General features: G+C 37.1%; 23 protein-coding genes. 8 read left to right on the top strand and 15 right to left on the bottom strand.

Going from position 1 to position 22,559, the window contains the following annotated elements:
• The first annotated feature begins 288 nt into the window (after positions 1–288).
• The 4 genes from JO178_RS02525 to JO178_RS02510 all read left to right on the top strand — a co-directional run bounded on the left by JO178_RS02525 (position 289) and on the right by JO178_RS02510 (position 3,814).
• Positions 289–729 (top strand): hypothetical protein, encoded by a 441-nt coding sequence (locus JO178_RS02525; RefSeq protein WP_291931120.1) that lies wholly within the window; start codon positions 289–291, stop codon positions 727–729.
• 144 nt (positions 730–873) lie between these two features.
• Positions 874–1,458 (top strand): hypothetical protein, encoded by a 585-nt coding sequence (locus JO178_RS02520; protein WP_291931116.1) that lies wholly within the window; start codon positions 874–876, stop codon positions 1,456–1,458.
• 326 nt (positions 1,459–1,784) lie between these two features.
• Positions 1,785–2,588: a hypothetical protein gene (locus JO178_RS02515; RefSeq protein ID WP_291931114.1), complete on the top strand. Its 804-nt coding sequence runs from the start codon at positions 1,785–1,787 to the stop codon at positions 2,586–2,588.
• Positions 2,589–3,118: 530 nt separating this feature from the next.
• A complete protein-coding gene (locus JO178_RS02510; protein ID WP_291931111.1) occupies positions 3,119–3,814 on the top strand; it encodes a hypothetical protein in 696 nt (231 codons plus the stop codon).
• A gap of 544 nt (positions 3,815–4,358) precedes the next feature.
• On the opposite strand, the gene JO178_RS02505 is transcribed toward JO178_RS02510, so the two are convergent.
• The 6 genes from JO178_RS02505 to JO178_RS02480 form a co-directional block, all read right to left on the bottom strand.
• Complete coding sequence (locus JO178_RS02505) at positions 4,359–5,135, bottom strand: transporter substrate-binding domain-containing protein (protein WP_291931108.1); 777 nt, start codon at positions 5,133–5,135, stop codon at positions 4,359–4,361.
• 309 nt (positions 5,136–5,444) lie between these two features.
• A complete protein-coding gene (locus JO178_RS02500; RefSeq protein WP_291931105.1) occupies positions 5,445–6,254 on the bottom strand; it encodes an SDR family oxidoreductase in 810 nt (269 codons plus the stop codon).
• Between the two features lie 77 nt (positions 6,255–6,331).
• Positions 6,332–6,889 (bottom strand): Crp/Fnr family transcriptional regulator, encoded by a 558-nt coding sequence (locus tag JO178_RS02495; protein ID WP_291931101.1) that lies wholly within the window; start codon positions 6,887–6,889, stop codon positions 6,332–6,334.
• 82 nt (positions 6,890–6,971) lie between these two features.
• On the bottom strand, positions 6,972–7,805 hold the full coding sequence (locus JO178_RS02490; protein WP_291931098.1) for an SDR family oxidoreductase: 834 nt from the start codon (positions 7,803–7,805) through the stop codon (positions 6,972–6,974).
• A 74-nt stretch (positions 7,806–7,879) separates the two neighbouring features.
• Complete coding sequence (locus JO178_RS02485; RefSeq protein WP_291931095.1) at positions 7,880–8,785, bottom strand: AraC family transcriptional regulator; 906 nt, start codon at positions 8,783–8,785, stop codon at positions 7,880–7,882.
• Between the two features lie 6 nt (positions 8,786–8,791).
• Positions 8,792–9,655 carry a LysR family transcriptional regulator gene (locus tag JO178_RS02480; RefSeq protein WP_291931092.1) on the bottom strand — a complete coding sequence of 288 codons (864 nt, stop codon included), beginning with the start codon at positions 9,653–9,655 and terminating at the stop codon, positions 8,792–8,794.
• Between the two features lie 94 nt (positions 9,656–9,749).
• Between JO178_RS02480 and JO178_RS02475 the strand changes: the two genes are divergently transcribed.
• The gene (locus tag JO178_RS02475; protein WP_291931088.1) at positions 9,750–10,727 is read left to right on the top strand and encodes an alpha/beta hydrolase; all 978 of its coding nucleotides are present in this window, start codon (positions 9,750–9,752) and stop codon (positions 10,725–10,727) included.
• 12 nt (positions 10,728–10,739) lie between these two features.
• Complete coding sequence (locus tag JO178_RS02470; protein ID WP_291931086.1) at positions 10,740–11,702, top strand: zinc-binding dehydrogenase; 963 nt, start codon at positions 10,740–10,742, stop codon at positions 11,700–11,702.
• Between the two features lie 116 nt (positions 11,703–11,818).
• Here JO178_RS02470 and JO178_RS02465 read toward each other — a convergent pair whose 3' ends face one another.
• The 3 genes from JO178_RS02465 to JO178_RS02455 are packed head-to-tail and all read right to left on the bottom strand — an operon-like array spanning position 11,819 to position 14,053.
• Positions 11,819–12,538: a DUF6796 family protein gene (locus JO178_RS02465; protein ID WP_291931084.1), complete on the bottom strand. Its 720-nt coding sequence runs from the start codon at positions 12,536–12,538 to the stop codon at positions 11,819–11,821.
• Positions 12,539–12,588: 50 nt separating this feature from the next.
• Positions 12,589–13,254, bottom strand: a complete 666-nt coding sequence (locus JO178_RS02460; protein ID WP_291931082.1) for a VOC family protein — start codon at positions 13,252–13,254, stop codon at positions 12,589–12,591.
• Positions 13,241–14,053, bottom strand: coding sequence for a siderophore-interacting protein (locus JO178_RS02455; RefSeq protein WP_291931080.1), 813 nt, complete (start codon positions 14,051–14,053; stop codon positions 13,241–13,243). The genes JO178_RS02460 and JO178_RS02455 overlap by 14 nt, the downstream gene beginning before the upstream one ends.
• A gap of 177 nt (positions 14,054–14,230) precedes the next feature.
• Here JO178_RS02455 and JO178_RS02450 point away from each other — a divergent pair, with 177 nt between their 5' ends.
• Positions 14,231–15,223 (top strand): AraC family transcriptional regulator, encoded by a 993-nt coding sequence (locus JO178_RS02450; protein WP_291931079.1) that lies wholly within the window; start codon positions 14,231–14,233, stop codon positions 15,221–15,223.
• A gap of 7 nt (positions 15,224–15,230) precedes the next feature.
• Here JO178_RS02450 and JO178_RS02445 read toward each other — a convergent pair whose 3' ends face one another.
• On the bottom strand, positions 15,231–15,677 hold the full coding sequence (locus JO178_RS02445) for a DUF3291 domain-containing protein (protein WP_291931077.1): 447 nt from the start codon (positions 15,675–15,677) through the stop codon (positions 15,231–15,233).
• A gap of 79 nt (positions 15,678–15,756) precedes the next feature.
• Here JO178_RS02445 and JO178_RS02440 point away from each other — a divergent pair, with 79 nt between their 5' ends.
• A complete protein-coding gene (locus JO178_RS02440) occupies positions 15,757–16,116 on the top strand; it encodes a helix-turn-helix domain-containing protein (protein ID WP_291931075.1) in 360 nt (119 codons plus the stop codon).
• A gap of 150 nt (positions 16,117–16,266) precedes the next feature.
• Here the strand turns inward: JO178_RS02440 and JO178_RS02435 are convergent, their stop codons facing one another.
• The 5 genes from JO178_RS02435 to JO178_RS02415 form a co-directional block, all read right to left on the bottom strand.
• The gene (locus JO178_RS02435; RefSeq protein WP_291931073.1) at positions 16,267–16,959 is read right to left on the bottom strand and encodes a type 1 glutamine amidotransferase domain-containing protein; all 693 of its coding nucleotides are present in this window, start codon (positions 16,957–16,959) and stop codon (positions 16,267–16,269) included.
• Between the two features lie 192 nt (positions 16,960–17,151).
• On the bottom strand, positions 17,152–18,063 hold the full coding sequence (locus JO178_RS02430) for a helix-turn-helix transcriptional regulator (RefSeq protein ID WP_291931071.1): 912 nt from the start codon (positions 18,061–18,063) through the stop codon (positions 17,152–17,154).
• Positions 18,064–18,191: 128 nt separating this feature from the next.
• On the bottom strand, positions 18,192–19,127 hold the full coding sequence (locus JO178_RS02425) for an NAD-dependent epimerase/dehydratase family protein (protein ID WP_291931069.1): 936 nt from the start codon (positions 19,125–19,127) through the stop codon (positions 18,192–18,194).
• A gap of 318 nt (positions 19,128–19,445) precedes the next feature.
• Entirely contained in the window at positions 19,446–20,951 is a 1,506-nt protein-coding gene (locus tag JO178_RS02420; RefSeq protein WP_291931067.1) for an adenosine kinase, read from the bottom strand.
• Positions 20,952–21,167: 216 nt separating this feature from the next.
• The gene (locus tag JO178_RS02415; RefSeq protein WP_291931065.1) at positions 21,168–22,559 is read right to left on the bottom strand and encodes an MFS transporter; all 1,392 of its coding nucleotides are present in this window, start codon (positions 22,557–22,559) and stop codon (positions 21,168–21,170) included.

Below are 22,559 nucleotides of genomic sequence, written 5' to 3'. Positions count from 1 at the left end.
AACAAGGAACGGATCAGATTGATTTTTATCACTTATTCAAGTATATTTTTTTAAGAATGGGACTGAAAATTTTTCAGTCTCATTTTTTACGGATACGAAAAAATTCTACAATTTTTATACAAATCATTCTACAGGGTTTTTCACACAAGTCCGTTTTCTTGCAGTACTTTTATTTTGATAAAAATCGATACGCTGAAAAAACTTTATTTCAATAAGAATTTGAAAAAAGCCTATTCTGCCAGGAATGAAAATTCAGCAACATTGTAGATATTGTAACTAATAAAATAAATGATAAAAATTAAAATTCTTCCATTGATTCTGTTAACCAGTATAGGTTTTATAACAGGCAGCTGTTATTATGGAGATGGCTCTATAGCAACCTATCAAAATATACCCCATAAAGAGGTCATTATTTCAGGAAATTTTACAGAGGCCAATGACTGGACTATTTTTCAAAATATGAATATCCCGTACGACTATAAAGTAGAGGTATACAGAAACGATACAAACACATATTATACTACATCCTGGCAAGAAATCCCTTTAACATATTATTTATCAAACGGCAGAGAACTGGATTATAAGTTTTCTATCAACGATCATGGCATAAGTATTTATATAGACGGTAATGTTAACCCGAATACCCTGTCTTATGTTGAAGCCAATACCTATCTGAATAATCAGACTTTTAGAATCGTAGTCATCCCTCCTGCCTATGCTGCCCATTAAACAGTAAAAAGATTCCTTCAGATGATCATCATTTTTCAGTGCTAATTTCAGGTCATACCCCCAACAACCTTTTAACATCAAAGTTTGTTGAACAACACAATATCAACGGAGCTTTACCAATATTTAACCAAAAGATACAACAAAATGAGAAAAATTAAAATCCTTCCATTGATCCTGTTAACCAGCACGGGTTTTGTGATAGACAGCTGTAATAACCAGGATGATACCGTGCAGCAGCCAGCACAAAACAACTCAAAGCCACCTGCAATAATGGATGCCACCTTTACTTTTAAAGATCCGGGTCAGGATAAAAAATGGTTCATGACAAAAGATCTTACCATCCGGCCTTCAGAAATAATTTTAGTATTTAGAAATCAAAATTCGAATACATCCCTTTCAGCGGCATGGGCTCCTTTACCTGATACCCGATATTATTCTGATATGGACTCCTTACCCATGGATGAGAGAGACCTGATTTATAACTTTGTGTACGATAATTCCGGTATAGATATTGGCATCAATACCAAACGTGATCTGAGAACCATATCGACGGCAGACAAAAACAGGTATCTCAATAACCAGACATTCAGACTTGTCATTGTTCCTGGGGCCAATGTAGCCGCAAAGTCAGCAAAGATAGGTTCTCCCGTCGATTATAACGACTACCAGGCTGTCATCAGCTATTACCATCTTAACGATACCCACGTACCTTCTGTACAGATAAAGTAAGAAATTTTCATATAATCATCTGATGGGACTGGAAAAATTTTCAGTCTCATTTTTCAATAGTAATATATTTTTTTAATCACCTTAAAGTGAATATAGTAAAAATTCTACAATTTTCAAACAACTATTTCTATAGCCTTTTTTCAATTTCAATCTCTGTACTGTGATATCTTTGTCCTGTCAATGAATGGAGAGTTGTAAATAAATTATTTCTGTTCATTACGATTCTAAAAACACAAATTCTTCTAAAAACACAATAACCACGAAAGTTGATCATGACATGAGTATGTCTAAATATCTATTGCTAATTCTTTTAAAAAAAATTAAAGATGAAAAAAAAGATTTTTACCCTTATTGTTTTAGCTTCTGCCGGTTGTATCTACGCTCAGGTAGGAATCAATACCCAAACACCCGCAGCTACCCTGGATGTAGTTGGCAAGAAAGACGGCAAAAAACCGGATGGTACTATTCTCCCAAGACTTTCAGGAGATGATCTCAAAACGGCTGATAATGCTAGCCCTAAGTTATATACAACAGCGCAAAAAGGTACCATTGCCTATGTAACGAGCCCGGTAACTTCTCCCGCCTCACCACAGACAGTAAATCTCAAAGGGGAAGGTTATTATTATTTTGACGGAAATATCTGGCAAAAATTTATAAAGGGCCCTTTTACGTATCAGACCTATACCCTTACGAATGTGAATCAGGACTGGGTTGCTAATTATAACACGCTGCTTGATGCAAAAAAGTATACGATGCTTATTCTTGGATCTACCTTACAGCTTCCATCAAATGCTATTTTAGCAACAGACCATAACAGATCTACCTCACCCACAGCGACAAATGTTTATGATTTTTTTGGTGCGACCAATGTAGCTGCGGTTAAACAAGGACCTTCCGGCTCAGAAACATGGAGACTTCAGGCAGATTATGTGGGCGCAGGCCCCCGCTATACTGTTGATACCACTGATCCTGACGGAACCAAACATGCCGCTGGTTCTACCGCAAATGGAACCTGGAAGATCTACACGCTTATTATAGATCAGTCTCAGGTGACTCAAAATACAGATATTCAACAGGATCTTGGTGGTAATAGTACAGCAACAGCTTCTGCTCCTCCAGTTACAAACTAGACTATAATTTTTACGGGGATGTGAATTGGTGAATAGTATTTTCTTAAATAGTTTTCATAGTAAGGTAAGCCAGTTCTATCCCCTAAAAATAAAATAACGTATTGATAATATCAATATCCCATTCTTTTGATTGACTTGTTTTTTATAAGATAAGTTTTGGTTTTGGGCATGACAGAACCGGTTTGGAAGTATTATTTTTTCATCAATTGTGTTTTTATACGCTGGTTCTGTCACCCAATTTTATTAAAAAGAAAACAATTTTCATTAACCACAGAGTAACTGACCCTATCCATACATCATATGGGTAATAAACGGAGTATGTACAGGATGTTTATTTGGTTTTTTTAGAATATAAGACAGCGGATCAATCCGCTTTGGAATAGTTTTAACGCTTCGTTTTATTTTTCCCAATCGGGGATCAGAGAAAAATCAACTCCTGGTCCCCTTTAAAAAAACAGTTTTGTATATCTGTAAGGATATACATAAAGTCAGACCAGATTAAAAAATAATATAGAATCAGAACACAGCCTATGAAAAAGAAATATTTTATAGCCATGCTGTTTCCGGTAAGCTCTATGCTTTTTTCCCAGATCGGAATTAATATGGTATCGCCGAATGCCACTTTAGACGTGGTGGCTAAAAAAACAGACGGAAGTACAGCGGAAGGGGCTATATTTCCACGCCTTACCGGAGATCAGATCAAGGCCGCTGATGCTCAATACAGCACAGCACAAAAAGGAGCCCTTGTGTACGTCACCAATCCGGTGACTTCAACAAGCCCTAAAACAGCGAATGTAACGATTGAAGGGTATTATTATTTTGATGGAAATCTATGGCAAAGGCTGATGAAAGCCCCTTTCTATTATCAGAAATTCATACTCACCGGTAGTCAGGACAATGTCGGAAATTTTAATACCAATATATCTGCCAGTGATTATACGGTTGTAGTCGTTAATGCTTTATTCAATAAAGCTTTAGTAAAAAATGCATCCCAGACTCCACAACCACCTTTAACCAGCATAATGCACCCTAATGTATATGCTTTAGTAAATAATGGAAGGTGGGTTTTAAAAGCAGACTATTCTGATATGACAACTTCAGATAACACCAACGGAACATGGACCATTTATACCCTCATTATGAATAAAGGACAGGTCATACAGGGACAGGACATCACTGCTGCAGACGGAAACTATACCGGAAGCTATAGCCCTCCTATTCCCTAAATAATACTCTAAATTTTAAATTCAGTCCTATGAGTTTTGTTATTATAAAAAATTCATTTGTTCTGTAATCTACAGCTCTAAAAAAAAACAGATTTAATTTTTCATTGGGCAACATCGGCTGGGGCTCATCTAATAATTTTTCTTAGAATGATTAACTGAACTTCATATAAAAACCATCCGGTTTGCCCAATTTTAAAATAAATCCGGATAAAATTAAAAAGACAGTAAAACATCATGAAAAACCATACATGATTAATCCTTAGAGAACACAAATTTTATATATATTTTTTTATTGAATAAAGAGCCAGATTTGAAAGATTTTTTTTCATGTACAACGTTTTTATAGTAATGTTCAGATCCCTCTTTATTCAATTTTTTATCTCTTTTACGGAACAATTAAAAAAATAAAAGTCAGAATATTTTGCAGTTAGGTATTTGTTTTTCTTAATCCAGGGGGAAGAGACCGGAATTCTATATTAATTCCGGTCTCATTTTTTATAGTAAGGTAAAATATAATGTTAATCCAATCTTTTATTAATTCTGATTACGATTTTTGAAATGGATCATGATATGTTGAACATTTAATCCAGTTATCGAATTGTGATTTTAATAATGTATCTCTCTTGTTAAACATAAAAGCTTTTTCGAATGGAGGACTTATTTTTTCATCAAGGGGTCTCCAGGAAAGTTCGGGATTATTTTTTATCCTGAATTGAGCTTCCGTTTCATCAGTAAACATAATATCAGCTTTATGGGCCAGTAGGAGTTCTAACGTTTCCTCATTTTTGGAAACCACTTTTAAACAGGCATGATGTATATTTTTTTCCGCAAAAATTTCATTTGTTCCTCCCTTGTTTTCTACAATTATAGTATTAGGAGTATCCATATTGTAAAAATGGGTGTATTTCAGAGAATCTTTTTTTCTAAAAAGTGCCACTTTTCGATCAATAAGCAGAGGAACAGAGAAAATGAATAACTGCTTTCTTTTTTCACTGATAGAAATACCACCGATAGCGATATCAAATTTACCTGCCAACATATCATCAGAAAGGCTCTTCCATGTTGTTTTAATAAAAATTATTTTTTTTCTTTTATTCTTTCCAAATTTTTCTATTAACTCGATATCTTTTCCACTGAATCGTCCTTTTATACGATCATACATACTGAGTGGGGGATAATCTCCCGGACTCCCTATCCTTAAGTCGTTGTTTTTGATTAAAAAAGTACCTTTCTCTATATTGCAACAGCCAAAACATATCAGAAAAATAAATGATAACGTCAAAAAACCTGATAGAACTATACATCTTGATCTTGGTACCATAAAAATGGATATTTTATAAATAAATTTCTACTATAGCTTTCTTTAAAAATATAATAAACTACAATTCTAAAAAAACCTGTTTTAATTTTTAAAACAGGTTCAAAAAAACATTAAATGAAAAGAAAAAATTATTCTTACAGCGAATCTAATCATTTATGATACGTATTGAAAATCAACAATGTAGAATAATACATTATAGAATCATCAAACTTTTTCTACCCTTTGGATTTATTAGCTGGGATGCCGGTGTTCAAAACTAATAGACTCTCAATGATCTTATCTGTTTTTTAACCCCATAGAAATGCCCAATTATAATGCATTCAACAATCGCTGATTCATCATATTGATCACCGTTTCAATACCGTCTTTTCTCAGCCATTCATATTCTGCTGCGGCCAGATCTCCGGCTGTGTAATGCAGCTGCTGCTGATCATCTGTTGCTGCTTCATAAACCCTATGGGCAATAGACTCCGGCGTATCACGTTTCATGGCGGAATCAGCTTTCATGGCTGTTATATATTGACTGAAAACATTCTGATAGGCAGGATGTGAAACGATCTGTGCATTGCTGCCAAAATGGGTCTGCATATAGGCAGGAAGAATTGTTTTGATTCTGATACCGAATTCATTCAGTTCATAGCTCATTCCTTCTGTCCAGGTTTCTAACGCGGCTTTCGTTGCTGCATACACGGAAACAAACGGATAGGGAATATTGGCCGTTGAAGAAGTAACGGTCATTACCGTTCCTTTTCTTCTGGATCTGAGATAAGGAAGAAAGGCTTTCGTCACAAGCAGGGTTCCTAAAAAATTGGTATTAATCTGTTGGGCCAGCTGTTCATCGCTAGTTCCTTCAAAAGGTCCCATTAATCCATAAGCAGCATTATTCAGTACAATACTTACCGGACTTATTTTTTCTGCTTCTGAGGCTATTCCGATAATTTGTTTCGGATCACTGATGTCTAATTTCAGCAGATGAATGTCCGGAAATGCTGTAAGCTCAGTTTCTTTTTCGGGATAACGCATGGCGGCAAGTACCGTCCATCCTTTTGTGGCAAATAATTTAGCCGTTGCTTTTCCTAATCCTGATGATGCTCCTGTAATAAAAATGCTTGGTTTCATTTTTTAAATTTTTAAATTGATTCTACAAAAGTGCATCGATAAAAAAAGAAAGAGTTTACCATTTGGTAAAAAGTAAGTTAGCGGATGTTTTTTCTTATTCTGCTTAATGACTGTTGTGTGATTCCCAGATAAGAAGCTATATATGACAAAGGAATACGGTTAACCAATGTGGGATATTTTTCCATAAATTCCAAATATCGGGTAGTAGCATCCTGAGACACCAGCGGGCTTACTCTTTCAAGCTTCCGGGCAAGGGACTTATTCGTAATCTTCTGAATAATATTTTCCCAGTCTATGATCGTATCTGAAATCTCTTTCCAGTCCTGATTAGAAAACACCAGAAGCCTGCAGGGAGTTGCAGCCTGAATATATTCTGTGGAAGGCACATTTTTCAGATGGAAAAGCAAATGTTTTTCTTCCATAAAAATTTTAGTAATTTCTTCACCTTTATTATTATAATAGCAGATACGGAGAATACCATCAAGGATAAACCCGACCTGTTTCAGCACTTTTCCTGCTTCGGCAAAATATTCGTCTTTGTGAAGCTCTATTTCTTTCCCTTTGCCTGCAATAAGGTCAGTCTGCTGTTTATTTAAATGACCGAACTGCAATATAAATTCTAAAAATTCTTCCATGATCACAAAGTTAGCGATACTTATTACGGAATATTTTATCATTTGGTAAAAACTTTCTCAGGGATCATACTGCGGCGATCTGTTACTTAAAGTCTGTTGATGAAGAAAGAGTTTTCCACTCTCTGATCTGAACTGATACCTGTTCAATTTTATCCTGAGCTCTCTGAGCGGCGTCGGAGCCTAAGAATAATAAAACCGGCGGGGTTGTAGTCTCTGTTAATGCAATAAAAACGTCGGCGATCTTATCAGGGTCTCCTAATTGCTTTCCGTCTATTTCATTCATTTTCTGATGAGCTTTCCTCAGGAATTCGTAATCATCAATCCGGTTCTCACTGAAAACAAGGGAATCCGGTTTCGCAAAACCGGTACGGAACCATCCGGGCAAAACCGCTGTCACATGAATTCCCAACGGTTTCAGGTCATTGGCCAATGCCTCTGATAATCCGGTTACTGCAAATTTTGCAGCAGAGTACATGCTCCATCCCAAACCGGGTGCAAAACCGGCAATCGATGAGATATTAATAATATAACCTGAACGCTGATTTCTTAAATAAGGCAACACCTTACGGATCACTTTTACGACAGCGAAGAAATTGATTTGAAAGTTTCCCTCAATCTCTTCGGTATTGAGTTCCTCCAGAGCTCCACCCAGTCCATAACCGGCATTATTGACAACAACGTCCAGATGGCCAAATTTTTTTATCGCTTTTTCAATGGACTGTTCTATAGATTTTTCATTTTTCAGATCCACTTCCAACGGAAGAAAATTTTCCGCATCAGCACTCATTCCTTCAAAGGCTTTTATTGTTCTTGATGTTGCTGCTACCCGATGTCCCTTCTCCAGCAACTTCTTTACTAATGAAAACCCCATTCCTTTAGATGCTCCGGTAATATACCAGATTTTTGTATGATTCATAACTTTTATTTCATACAAAATTATAGCATCCGTCCATGGATATTTTGTCAGATACAAACCGGAATTTGTCAGATTCAAACCTGTCTTATACTTGTAGGAGTCGTGTCAGTATGTTTCTTAAAAAAATTATTAAAATGAGCCTGATCTTCAAAGCCGAGTACATGACTGATTTCGGAAATATTCCAGTCGGTATATTTTAAAAGAATTTTTGCTTCGGAGATCAGCCGTTCAAAGATGTGCTGTGTAGTAGTCCGTCCTGTCCGTTTTTTTATCGCCCGATTAAGATAATTGACATGAATAGACATTCTGTCGGCAAAAGCTTTCGGTGAACGCAGTTCAAAACGTTGTGCTGTAGATTCAATAGGAAACTGACGTTCCAGCAGTTCCATAAATACGGAGGTAACTCTTGAAGCCGCGTTATTATGTTCGGCAGAAATATGGACAGGTTGTAATTTCATTCCGTAATAGATTAATTCACTAACATAATTTTTAATGAGCTCATATTTATAAACAAAGTCAGAATCCACCTCTCTGATTATTTTTTCAAATATTATCTTTATTTCTGAGGCTTCTTCTTCCTGTAAACTAAAAACAGGATGTGTTCCTGCTATGAATAAAGGAAGTTCAAAGAGGTTTAAACGAAAATTTGCTTTAAAAAACTCGTCTTTGAAAACGCAGAAACAGCCTGTAGTACCTGCTTCTAAAGACTCATAAGTATACGGTACATGAGGAGTAAAGAAAAGCAAAGTATTTCCGGTTATCGGAATACTCCGGTCTCCATAATGAAATACATTATTTCCCTGAAACAGCATAATTTTATAAAAGTCCCTTCGGATAAAAGTGGGTGAAGAGGTACCGGTATTTATGCTGTCTTCAATTCTGAAGATGTTAAACTGACCGTCATTGTTGGGATAATCCCCGGATAGCATACCGTATTTATTTCTGTAAAATTCTTCAAGCGTTTCGGTTGTTTTTGCCATAGTCTTTTATGTTTGTGCATGCATATCGATAAAACATTGTAAGGCTTTGGATTTTGGCCCGTCTTTTCTAAAAACAAGAACCGTATTCATGGTTCCAAGCTGCTTATTTAAAGTATAGGTTCTGATCTCTCTTCCTGAATAATATCTGGAAACAATTTCTTCCGGCAGTATACTGATTCCCAGACCTGCTTCTACAAAATTAATAATTCCTTCGAAAGAATTCAGGACAGTACTTTTATAATTAAGCACGCCTTTATGGCTCAGCCAAGATTCAAACCTTTCTCTAAAAATACACCCGTCATCAAACACAACAATTTTTAAAGGTGATTTTGTAAGCAAGGTCTGCAATTGCGGACCTTTTGAAGAGGTTACTATAACGAGCTGCTCTTCTTTTATATTGATTTTTTCCAGTCCGGTCATATGAATGGGAGCCGAAACAAACGCCGCATCAAGGCTGTAGTCTAAAACACCGGATATCAGTGAACTTCTGGTATCCGATTTGAATTCCAGCTCAATATCCGGATATTTTTCTTCAAAGGTTTTGAGGATTTCAGGGGCTTTTAATACCATTGTTGTTTCGATACAACCTATTTTCAGGTTTCCTCTGATACTGTCACCACTTCGGATATTGTATTTTGCTTCTTCAATAAGATGCTGAATCTGTTTACAATACTGCATCAGGATCATTCCTTCAGAAGTAAGCTCCACCTTTCGGGATGTACGGGCAAAAAGCTGAGTATCAAATTCATCTTCAAGGCTTTTTATTCTTGCTGTAACATTAGACTGTACTGTAAACATCATAGATGCTGCTTTTGTAAAACTCCCGCTTTCTGCTACGGCTTCAAATATTTTCAGATCATTTATATTCATTTCAATCAATCATTAAATGTGATTACTGCAATTAAAATTAATCGTTTTCAATAATCAAATATCCGTATTAATTTTGAAAATCAAAAAAAAATAAATGAAAATAATATTCAGACCATTCATTGCAGTGCTATCTTTTGGCTTGTTCACAGCTCCTGTAGCACAGGCTCAGTCTAATCAGAAATCCAATCTAAATCATCACATTATGGAAAACCAGACTATTCATTACCGCAACATTAAAGTCAACGGACTTCATTTATTTTACAGGGAATCCGGCTCCGCCTCGGCTCCTACAATACTTCTTTTGCACGGATACCCTACCTCTTCTCATATGTTCAGGAACCTGATTCCGATACTGAGTAAAAAATACCACGTCATAGCTCCGGATCTACCGGGATTCGGATATTCGGATGCTCCGGATCATAAGGAGTTTGCTTACACATTTGACCATCTCGCTCGTACAGTACAGGCATTTACGGAGCAGCTGAAGATGAAACGTTTTGCCATTTATATCTTTGACTATGGAGCACCGGTAGGTTTACGCGTGGCCATGAACAATCCTGAAAAAATCACAGGTATTATTTCACAAAACGGAAATGCTTACGAAGAAGGGCTAAGCAATGAGTGGAATCCGATACAGAAATACTGGAGAGATCCGTCGGAAGCCAACCGCCTTTCCCTAAAAGATTTTGTTTCCCGGGAAGCGACCTACTTTCAATACCATCATGGGGTCTCCGATCCGTCTTTAATTGCACCGGAAACCTATACACTGGATCAGAAATTTCTTGACAGACCGGGCAATATAGAAATCCAGCTGGATTTGGTAAAAGATTACAGAACCAATGTAGCCCTGTATCCCAAATTCCATGAATATTTCAGAAAATATCAGCCTAAGTTATTGTTGGTATGGGGAAATAAAGATCCGTACTTCCTGCCCCAAGGAGCTGAAGCATATCAAAAGGATCTGCCGGCTGCACGGTTAAAGTTTTATGATACCGGTCACTTTGCACTGGAAACGAACGCTGATGAAATCGGTACTGAAATCCTTGAATTTATGGGAACCTTACCGAAATAATAATATAGAATTATGAAAACAATTACCATTAAAAATTATGGCGGACCGGAAGTCCTTCAATTAAAAGAAATGCCTGCTCCTCTCATTACAGAACCATTGCATGTACTGGTAAAAGTAAAGGCTACCTCAGTCAATCCACTTGATTTTCAGGTGAGACGCGGAGATTACGCTTCATTGTTTGAGACCCCCATTGTAACCGGTCATGATGTTGCAGGTGAAATTATAGCTGTAGGTGAAGCCGTAAAAAACTGGAAACCCGGTGATAAAGTCTATTATCCTCCACGTTTCGGCAGTCAGGGCAGTTATGCTGAATATCATCTTACTGAAGAATCTTCGTTATCGAGAATGCCGGATCATCTTAGCTATGAAGAAGCGGCTGCAATTCCTCTCATCGGAGGAACAGTATGGGAAATGCTTGTAGTGCGGGGACAGTTAAAGAAGGGAGATACTATTCTCATCCTCGGCGGCGCCGGTGGTGTTGGAACACTGGCCATACAGGTTGCCAAATCACTGGGAGCTTTTGTATATACTACAGGACAACATATTTTACATGAAGAGCTCCGGAAACTCGGAGCGGATGTCATCATTGATCATCATACAAAAAACTATATTGAAGAAATACAAGCTCATACAAAAGGAAAAGGAGTGGATATCATTATTGATACTGTAGGAGGCAGCACCCTTTCTGAAAGTCCGCTTGCATTGGCTGATTACGGCAAAATTATAAGTCTGGTTGACATATCCCGACCGCAAAATCTTATCCATGCGTGGGAAAAAAATGCGACATATCATTTTGTTTTTACCCGTCAAAGCAGAGATGAGCTGCATCATATTACCCGTTTAATTGAAAGCGGTAAAGTAAAACCGGTGATTGACAGTATTTATCCGATTGAAGATGTTCAGAATGCCCATTACAGAATAGAGGATGCAAAACGCAGCAGACCTTTGTTCGGTAAAATTGTATTGTCATTGTAAAAAGCAATCCGATAACATCGTTCTGACAGGAAATCTTAAAGATTAAGAATCTCAGTATAAAAAAACTGAGCACTTTGTCGGTGCTCAGTTTCAAATGTACTATATAGAGATTGTTATTAGTTCTGTTTTTTGCTCAGTTTCTTTCTGAAAAACAGCAGTACGCTGAAGAACACCAGATAAGCAATATTGAATATCGCTCCCCCAACCCATCCTGAATAAGGTAGCGGTAAAAATCCTTTTACGGGAATAATCATCAAGGTCAGCGCAAATGGTGTTAATAAAGCCATCCATTGGGGAAGCAGAGTTTTCTTTAAAATAATACATACCGCCAATGAAATCCAGCCAATCGCTAGGACTCCAATCGCTGCTCCCCATGCGATATTAAGCATTTTCATAAATCCTCTTCCCGTCTCTAAAAGATATGGATGACAATCAGCCTGTGTATGGTAAATTGCTTTATAGATCTCTCCGACATAAAAGAATCCGGCATGTCCTAAAGGAGACAAAACAGCGCCCGCTAATAAAACCCAATAAACAAAAACAGCATACCATTTTTGAGTATCTTTAAAAAACTGATACACCAGCCATGTTGCCGGCAGCAGCAGAGGCCCTGTAAGCGCTCCTATTAAAGCTCCGAACATCAGCCGCAGAGTTGAACCTTCCAGCATCAAAGTGGCAAACTCCACATTCACCTTATCGGCATACATTTTTGAAAACAATGGATACTCTGCCGGATCCGGATCAAATCCCGCTACAAAAACATCACCAATCAGCCAACATATCGATACCGTTATGGCCGCTACAAAAGACCAGTTTATTTTATTTGAATATTTCATTCTTTTTCTTTATATAATTAAGTTTTCATATAATTTTTAAGGGTAAAAAGTCAGCGTTTCAAAATATCTTCAATCCTAAGATCAGACTCTATCAATTCAACAGTCTGTAAACCTTTTCCGGGAATAAGCTGCAGCCCTCCTTGAGCTGGAAGTAATTGATCCAGCAGATGAGTATCCAAACTATCAGCTCCTACCAAAATATTTTTCACTCCTGTAATTCCGTTGGGATGGTTAATCTCTTTAGGTTTTGGATTCGGAACATACGCAGACATAAAAAAGGGAAAATCAATATCATCCGGCATCAGGAGATCCCATTTCAGGATATTTCCATCAACATCTTTCCTCTTGGCTTTATGAAATCGAAAAGGAATATTCCTCTTTTTGAAAAACTCTTTTTCTGAATGTAAATTTTCCATAGTAGACTCCAAAGCCCATTCACACCAGCCCTGCCCCACTTTTTCCCATTCTTTCATTCTCTCTAAAATAGGTTGATAACCCAACACTTTCATCATCCATTTAGTATAGAACGGAAGCCCGGAATTATGATAAATCTCTATAAAAACACCATTTTCAAACCATATAAATGCATTATAAGCGTTGACAGGGTCTGTTCCATATTCTATAATAAACCCCGCATCACGAAGCTTTCTAACGGCAAGGTGCAATTCCTCAACACGGTAGAGGACATGGCTTAGCTGTATCTTATTTTGCTGCATTTTCGGTATGTCTTTCCATGGCTGATTTATCTTCGGACACTCCCGACTTCCAATAAGAATATGCATATAACTCTTCCTGCTTCCATTGCTTTTCTTTTCGGAGGTAATTACGGATTTTCTTAACGGAAGAAAATTCTGCCGCCACATATCCTGAACGTGACTCTTCAGGTAATGCCTGTTGTTTTACTACTTCTGCCAGATAGCTACCGCATTGAGGATTTTCGTTATGCAGCCAAATAAACTCAATATCTGCCAGGGTATGTAATTCCTGTTCATCAGCTTTGCCATCCACTTCGAGAATACAAATTCCTTTTGCAGAAGGAGGCAAATCCTCCAAAATAGAAGCAATTACTGGAATTCCTGTGGCATCTGCTACTAAAAAATAGTTGTCTGCTTTTGCATACAATTCTGTTTTTCCCTCTTTCATTAAAACACCCAAAAGATCCCCCTTCTTCGCATGGATCGCCCACGCTGAAGCCGGACCTTCATCTCCATGAGCTACAAAATCGATCCAGATTTCATTTTTATCAAGATCAACTCCTCGATGAGTATAGGTTCTGATATACGGTCTAATTTCTACCGGCTGTGGCTTCCACTGCATTTTCTCATCATCAAATTCCGGAAAGTAAATTCTATTTATTCCTTTTGGGGGAACAAGAATTTTATTATTAACCCCAATTGTGGTGTTAGCTATTAAAGGAACTTTTTCTCCTGTAAGAAAAATCCTGATATAATGAGGAGTAACATATTCTTTTCTGACCACTCTAAACTCTCCTTGTATTGTCTTAAAGTCTTTCATTGTAAATTCTTTTCTGTTATTTTTCTATCCATTTTTATATGAAAGCGACTATTATTAAGAATCATTCTAAATAATTATTATCTTTGTGCAAATGTAACTGATATAGTAAAGAATGTAGGTACGCAAAAGGGAGTAAAAAGTCCGTGAAAAGGAGAATTCTAATTAAAAGAAAATAAAATGACATTACGACTCTATGACGACAAAGCGGGAGGAACACTCATTGAAAGACAATATCCCAACACCTATTTCATCACAGATGGTGACATCAAAGAGTGTATTACTCATCTGAAACCTCCTTATGGAAATGGCTTCTACCATGAGATTTGTTTTGAGAATGTTCATATCGGCTTTGGAGACATTTCTTTAAAAAATAAAATATCACTTTATTTTGAAGCAGATTTTGACAGTGTTGAAATGCATTTTTCTTTAAAGGGTAAAAGCTCGGCAGTTTCTCAGAATTTTGATCAAAAGATAAGTTTTGAAAGCGATCAGCATAATATTATATATGCCCATCAGATGTGTGGTCAGATGGAATTTGACGGCCGCGAGTTACAGATGCTTGAAATTAATCTGGCGCCTGATTTTTTCAAAAAATTCCTTCCTGAAAATTCTGAACTATTCAATATTTTCAGAAATGCTATTGAAAAAAAGTACTCCTGCCTAATCCATCCGGATCATCGCCCGATCAGTCTGGAGATGTATCAGATCCTCAATGACATTATGACCTGTAACCGGAAAGGTGTTTTTAAAAGAATTTACCTTGAAGCCAAAGTAGCAGAACTTCTTCTTTTACAACTCGAGCAGCTTTTTAAAAATAATCCTTTAGAACGGTCTATTCCCAGAAAAGATAAAGAAAAAATATACGCTGTAAGGGATTTCATTATTAATAATCTCCATAAAAATACTTCCCTGATTGATCTGGCACATCAGGCCGGAACAAATGAATTTACTTTAAAAAAAGGATTCAGGGAATTATTCGGAACTACGGTTTTCAATTTCTGGAATAACCTGAAAATGGAACAGGCGCAGAAGCTGCTTCTTGAAGGCGATCTTAACATCAATGAAATTTCCGATTTGATCGGCTATAAAAATCCAAGGCATTTTTCTGCAGCATTTAAGAGAAAATATAATGTAATTCCAAGCACCATGAAAAAGATGAATGGAAAATAACCATTCATCAGCTGTATTCCTGAAAAGTCTTTTGAAACGTAAATGCATAGGAGGAAGCACCATTTTCCTGTAAATGCCGGAGCCGTTCCAGTGATTCTTCAATACCCGGATACTCCCCTTTTTTAATCCACCAAAGGGCATAATGGCTTTTACCATACTGATGAAACCAGTCTTTTCTTCTTTTCAAAAAGTAAGAATGAAAGGTCTTGTAAGTATAATGCTGTAATGATTCGATATCTTCCCAAACCGAAAGATTAATAATAGTCTGCATATCATTCATGGGATTCAGAGTGGCAGCATGATTATCCTCGTCTTTTAAACGCCATACAAAACCGCTGCTGTTATCCGCCAACTGATTGACGTACACCATATTTTCAACAAACTCTTTCATTACGGGATCTTCAATATTAACCCCCTTCATTTTTGCAATATTAATCTGTGCTAACTGATACATTAATTTTTATCTTAGATTTGTTATGATTCAAAACTATGCTATTTTCTATAGCCCTGAAATAACTACCTAAACAGATAGTATGAAAAAAGAATGCAACAGTTCGTACATTAATATCAATAATAAATCCTATCCATGCTCTGTAAGTTTTGTCATGGATCTTATTGGCGGGAGATGGAAAGCCGTGCTCCTGTGTTTTTTAAGAAATGGAGACAAACGGTTTGGAGAACTTCAGAAAGAGCTCCATTTTATCACTGAAACCACCTTAAGCATCCAGCTGAAACAGCTGGAAGAAGATCGCCTGATCACCAAAACAGTTATTGGAAATAAACCCCCTTTAAAAACCATCTACAACCTTTCTCCGTTAGGACAGTCATTCATTCCTCTGCTGGATGAAATTAATAAATGGGGGCACAACATTATTGATAATAAATGCCTCTGAAAAATATTAATGCACCACAAGTGGTTCTTTCTTCTTCATTCTGACTACCTTATCAAAAGTTTCCTGATGTTTTCTCAACATATCGCGGATCAAACAAGTCTGGCCAATTTACAAACTAAAACACTATACTATAACACATTATGATTTTTTTTATTTTTCAAGTTGCCTCATAACCACTTTAGCCATTTCCTTTGAGCTAAACGGGTTTTGTCCTGTAATAAGGTGACCGTCTGTTTCCACATGGGAAGTCATAGGAATAAATGCTTTCTTCATAACTGCACCCCGTTCTTTAAGGGCTGCTTCCAGATTAAAGGGTACTTCTTTTTTCCGTCTTGCAATCGTTTCTTCAAACCAGTCGAAGCCTGTCATTGATTTTCCTTTGATCAGGTATTCGCCATTGGAAAGTCTGACATTCAGGAGCCCTCCAACTCCATGACAAATAGCTGCTAGTATTTTACCGCTTTCGTACTGCTTTTTAACCACAGACTGCAAGGTGGCATCATCAGGAAAATCATACATTGTTCCATGGCCGCCGGCTAAATATACCATATCATATACCTCATTGGTTACTTCAGATAAACGCAGACTATTATTCAGTAATTCGCGAAAAGAAATATCATTCCAGTACGCTGTGGAAATCTTATCAAATACCAAAGGTTTAAGACTTTCCGGATCTACAGGCACATTTCCTCCTTTCGGGCTTGCAATAGTAATGGTATAGCCTTTTTCTTTTGCAGCATGATACATATGGGTAAGCTCACTCAGCCACAAGCCGGTTTTCAGATGGCGGCTGGCATATATATTGACATTGGTAGCAATGATTAAGATATTTAATGTACTCATCGTTCTGCTGTTTTATACAACAAATTTCGGAAGAAATCTCGAGTAAGGAGTCGTGTAATTCAGAAAATTTGTAACCTAATCTCCGAATTTTTATTCTTATTTTTCAGCTGCATCCGTAAATAAGGGATTTGTATAAAAGATAATTTTTTGCCCTTTGCCATGCAGTAAATCCTTTGGAATTATAAAGGACCATTAGTTAAATGAAGTTCTGAATTCCAGAGGAGACATAGAGGTACGGTTTTTAAATAAACGGTGAAAAGACTGCGGATGCTCAAATCCCAGATGATAGGCGATCTCGGAAACTGACATGTCGGTGGCAGATAACAATTCTTTTGCTTTTTCAATCAGCCTGTTCTGGATATGTTGTTGGGTGGTTTGCCCAGTCTGTACCCGCAGCATATCGCTGAGATAATTAGCGCTTAGATTCAGTTGATTAGCAATAAAATGCACTGAAGGAATACCATGGATTACCAGCTGATCATTCCTGAAATAATCATCCAGTAAATTTTCCAGCTTTGAAAGCAGATCATGATTCACTTTTTTTCTGGTCAGGAACTGACGGTTATAAAAACGGTCACAATATTTTAATAACAGATCAAGATTGGAAACCAGAAGATCCTGAGTAAAGGAGTCGATATTGGCATCGATTTCCTGTCCGATATTGCCCATGATATCCATGATAGATTTTTCTTCCTTTTCAGAAAGATGTAAGGCCTCGTTGGTAACATATGAGAAAAAGCCATAATCTTTGATCTTCGATGCTAAGGGATAACTATGAAGAAAATCAGGATGCACGACCAAAACAAATCCTTTCACACTGTTCAGCAAGACGTCTTCAAACTGTAAAACCTGATGCGGTGCGATAAAATACATGATTCCCTCATCAAAATCATAGTACTGCTGTCCGTATTTACATTTTCCGCCTGCACAATCTTTCTTTAAAGCAATGACGTAAAAATCTGTAACGACAGCACTGAGAATCGTTTCAGGTTCCAGTTTTACCTCATCAAAGCTAAAAACACTGATCAGTGGATTTGAGGGCTTCTTCAATCCTACAACCTGATGCAGCGCACTGATTGATGAAACTTTCTTTGGTGTTTTCATAAGTTGATTTTCAGATGTATATATCATTATTATTGGTGACCGGTTCCTGTGTCATTTTTCCCTCTCTCATTATCGAGGTGGCTTAAAAACAAATACTATTTTTTAATCCACTCTAATGTACGGTTTTATTATTTTCCCGGAAACTGTTCATTTTTAATCTGTTCAATTCCCTGTTTATATGAAGTCACCTGAAAATCCGGAAATCTGTTTCGGAATTTCGAATCATCAAATATATTATCATGTTCATACCTCGGAAGCAATTCCAGCAATTCCTTTATTTTTTGATTGAATACTGATCCGATCCTGAATATCCATTTCGGAATTACCGAATATTTCAGATCCTTAGCATAAATTCCTGAAGCCATGCCAATCAACTCCTGATAAGTCGGATGGCTTTTATCTACCGGAAGATGCCAGGTCTGGCCGAATGCATCCGGGGTATTTCCAATCAATGCAGTGGCACGACTTGCATCAGGGGTCCATATCAGACTCCTTTTCTTACCTGCACTCAATGGGACTTTCAGTTTTTTGTCTTCTTTAATGTTATCAAAAACCAATGTATTGGTAATACTCTGTGTTTTACCGGGACCATAAAATTCAGGGGCACGACAGATCACAGCTTCAAGGGCCCCCGATTGTATCTCCTCCAGCAGTATTTCAGCCATTTTTCTTCTCACAACGCCTTTTCTTCCTATCGGAGCAAATACTGTTTCTTCGGTTAAAATCCTGTCATCCTGCGGATACATATAGGTATTATCAAAGAACACAAGCTTTGTTCCGTTGATTTTACAGGCATCAATTACATTTTGAAGAATCAGTGGAAACTGCTTTTCCCAAAGATCTGAACTTATGGGTAAACCCAAGGTGAAATACGCAATTTCACTTCCTTTAACAGCTTCAATTGCTTTTTCACGAACAGATAAGTCTGCTGAAAATACCTTATCAGTATCATTTACCTTTTTTGCGTCTCTGCTGACAATACGGATATCAGAAGTAAAATTCCTTTTCAGCTCTCTTGCCAGTTCTTCGCCAATCTGCCCGTTGGCTCCTAATATTGTTTGCATTTTTTATTTTTTAAAGCTAGAAACAGTATAAAATGGCCTGTCCCCTTTTATCTGTACTCATAAATTGCTTTGTAATTATTAACAGGACAAAGTTCAGAAGAACGAAAACAAACTGAGTATCCCAATTAAGGAAAGTTGTAACAGAATCTCTGTTTTAAAAGATCAATCAATACAATCATTTATGAACCCATAATAAATAGACACCAGCGTATTTAAATCCGGAAAAAGAGACAAAATCTCTTTCCTGATCTTCAGTCTTAAAACAACAGCACCATGAATCCATGATGCTGTTGTTTTTTCATAAGACAGTACTTTATTTTACAATGTGGAGTTTGTTTTTTGAACGAAATCAGCCCATTGTTTATTAAGATATTCTGTCGCTTTCTTTTGCTCGTCTTTATTTAGAGAGGAATAATTAACTGAATTAAAAACAAGCTTTTTGAGTGCCTTTACATCCAGTTCCCAGTACATAAAAGCAACCCAGAAATCATAACTAAGCCCTTCATATCCATATACTGACGGATCATCACTATTGATGGAGCATTGTATCCCGTTGCTAAGCAAAACTCTTGCAGGATGGTTTCTCATATCGCTTACGTATCCCAGAACCTGGTTACTGATAGGACTCACCTCTACCAACTTGTTTTGGCTTTTAATCAGCTCCATTGTTTTGGGAAAATAGATCAGATTAAGACCGTGCCCGATTCTCCGGTTGTCCAGTAATGAAATATCTAAAACATTTTTATTAAAGACTGAAGTACTTTCACCGGCGTGAAGAAAAAGAGGCATATCCACCCCGTATTTTTTTGAAAGCTCATTGAGCTTTTCCCAGTTTTGCTGAAAAGAATGAATACGGTTACCAGCAGCTTCGTCCGCAACAAGATCAAATCCTGAGATCATATCCGGAAATTCCTTCTTCAGTTCAAAAGCCGTTTCAAGTTGTTTTTCAATACTTTTAGGGTCTAAAAATTTAAAGCTTGAATAAATTAATTTCAAACTAAACTGCGGATCCGAGTGATGTATTTCTTTAACAATATCCTGCAAATCTGATATTGAGGTTTTCAAAGGATATTTCCCATGTTGAAAATCGTAGAGTTCATCAAAAATAAATCTGATTTCCACATGCTGTACTTTATCTTTCATCAGATCACGGAAACCTTTCATATAATATTCTTTAAAGAAAGGACGATAAGGCAGTAGCAGGCTTATTCGTTTAAAACGTTTTTCAAATTCAATCCAGTAATTGGTGTAAGAACAAAGATTATCCCGTTTTAAGATTAAAAGCTCCTGCAGCTTTTTTTCAAAATTAGCGTCTGAATTTAATTTCTTGTCCAGATTCACAAATCCTTTCGGCACTTTTCCATTTTCAAAAAAAGCCAGCTGTCCGAAGATAAACGGATCATTATCTTTCTGATCATACACATAGCATTCTTTATATTTCCTTGCTGCTGTAATCACCCACTTCACATCCGTCACTCCGCCGCTGTGGGTATGCAGCAATCCGCCTTTAGGCATAGACTGAAGAATACTGAATATTTTAGTCTTTTCTATAAGAGGTTTTATTTCATTAAAAGAGCTATTGTATATCGGTATTTTTTGTTTTTCCGTTTCCGCGAAAAACTGATTTCTCAGCTGAAACAGTTTTTTATCAAGCGACAGCTCATCGGCTGTTAATTGTATATCTGAATCAAAAGACCTGGCTTTATTTTCTTTTTCCAATTCCATCCAGTTCTGCTCATAAGCGGTCTGACCCGTTATTGTATTCTGGCATCCAAACAAAGGAAACCCGAAAAGCAGAGCATACGTAAAATATTTTCTCATCATAATATTAGGTTTTTTCTTTTGCACAATCGATAGTGCGTATCGGATTACCTGAGTAAAAACTCCGTAAATAAAGCGATACTCAAAAATATAATTAATTTTTCTGATAAAAGAACTTCAGCCCGATTAAAAGTAATAACATTCTTATGTGTATTAAAATACAGCTCATTATGTCTGTAAAGAACCGGATTTTCTTCATTTTTTGCACAAAATAAACAATCACCTGTCAACTCCTGATTGTTTAACCGGTAATAATTGCAGCATCACCCCAACCATCAGCAGACAAACCAATATACCAATAATCCCAAAATGATATGCAACCTGCCAGCTTTCTTTTGAAAAATAGAAAAATACACCCCCAATTAGACTTACGCCCAATGCTGAAGCGGTTTGCTGAAAGGTTGAATAGATTCCCGCCGCTCCTCCGGCATATTGAGAAGGTACATTTTTAAGAGCAATATTCAATAATGACGGCAAAACGAGACCGTTTCCGAATCCCCACATCCCCATTAATCCGATTACCAGCCCTATGCTGATTCCCGGTTTCCAGAGTGTCATCTGAAAATAGAATGCAACTGCTAAAATAGCAACACCTATCTGTAATACTCTTTTTCCATAGGTTACAATCAGACGGGAAGCCATTACGGAAGAAATAACAAACAGAATTCCCGGAACGATAAAGTATAATCCGGAATCCAGTGCTGAAATGCCAAGTCCGTTCTGAAGATACACAGCGCTTAATAATAAGTAGGCAGTATGCAGCATAAAGTGGAACAATACAGCAATCAGTCCGATATTAAAGTCTTTGATACCAAACAGCCTAACATCTATTAAAGGGTTTTGGTTGTTAGTCAGTTTCTGCTTTTGATTGTAAATGAAAAAAACAAACAAAATAAAAGATAAGCCCAGCAGTCCAAAACTCCACAATGGCCATCCGGCTTCGCGTCCCTGAATAAGAGGATAAATAAGGGAAAATAAAGCCAGGGTCAGAATCAGAACTCCGGTATAATCAAATTGGGTATTTTCATGTTTCTCTGTTTCATTTACGTATTGATATGTTGCCCAAAGTGTTACAATTCCTATCGGAAGGTTGATAAAGAAAACCAGCCTCCATCCTTCTATAATCCAGTGGGTGTCGGATAAATACCCGCCTAATACCTGACCTATCGCGGCAGCCGTTCCAAGGGTAATTCCATACAACCCGAATGCTTTTGCCCTTTCTCTGGTATCAGTAAAAAGAATCTGAATAAATGCTATAGTCTGGGGAACCATAAATGAAGCACTTAGTCCCTGGAAAAATCTTGTGACATTCAGCTGCAATGCTGATTGTGATAATCCACACAGACATGATGCTACGGTAAAGGCAAACATCCCCCAAAAGAACACTTTTTTCCGCCCGAAATGATCTCCGGCTCTTCCACCTGTGATCAGAAAAGCAGCATAACCGAGCAGGTATCCTGCAATAACGAACTGCATCTCACCGTCTGTAGCATGAATACCTTTTTTAATGGTAGGTATTGCGATGTTAATAATAAATACATCGATCACAGAAAGTAAAGGAGCCGATAATACAATAATCAGTTCCAGCCATTTATTTTTTGTGGTTTTCAT

Origin of the sequence: Chryseobacterium sp. (assembly GCF_019236175.1) — a bacterium.
GTDB lineage: Bacteria > Bacteroidota > Bacteroidia > Flavobacteriales > Weeksellaceae > Chryseobacterium.
Note: the sequence above shows the minus strand (reverse complement) of the source record. Positions and strands in the feature narration are given on the sequence as shown.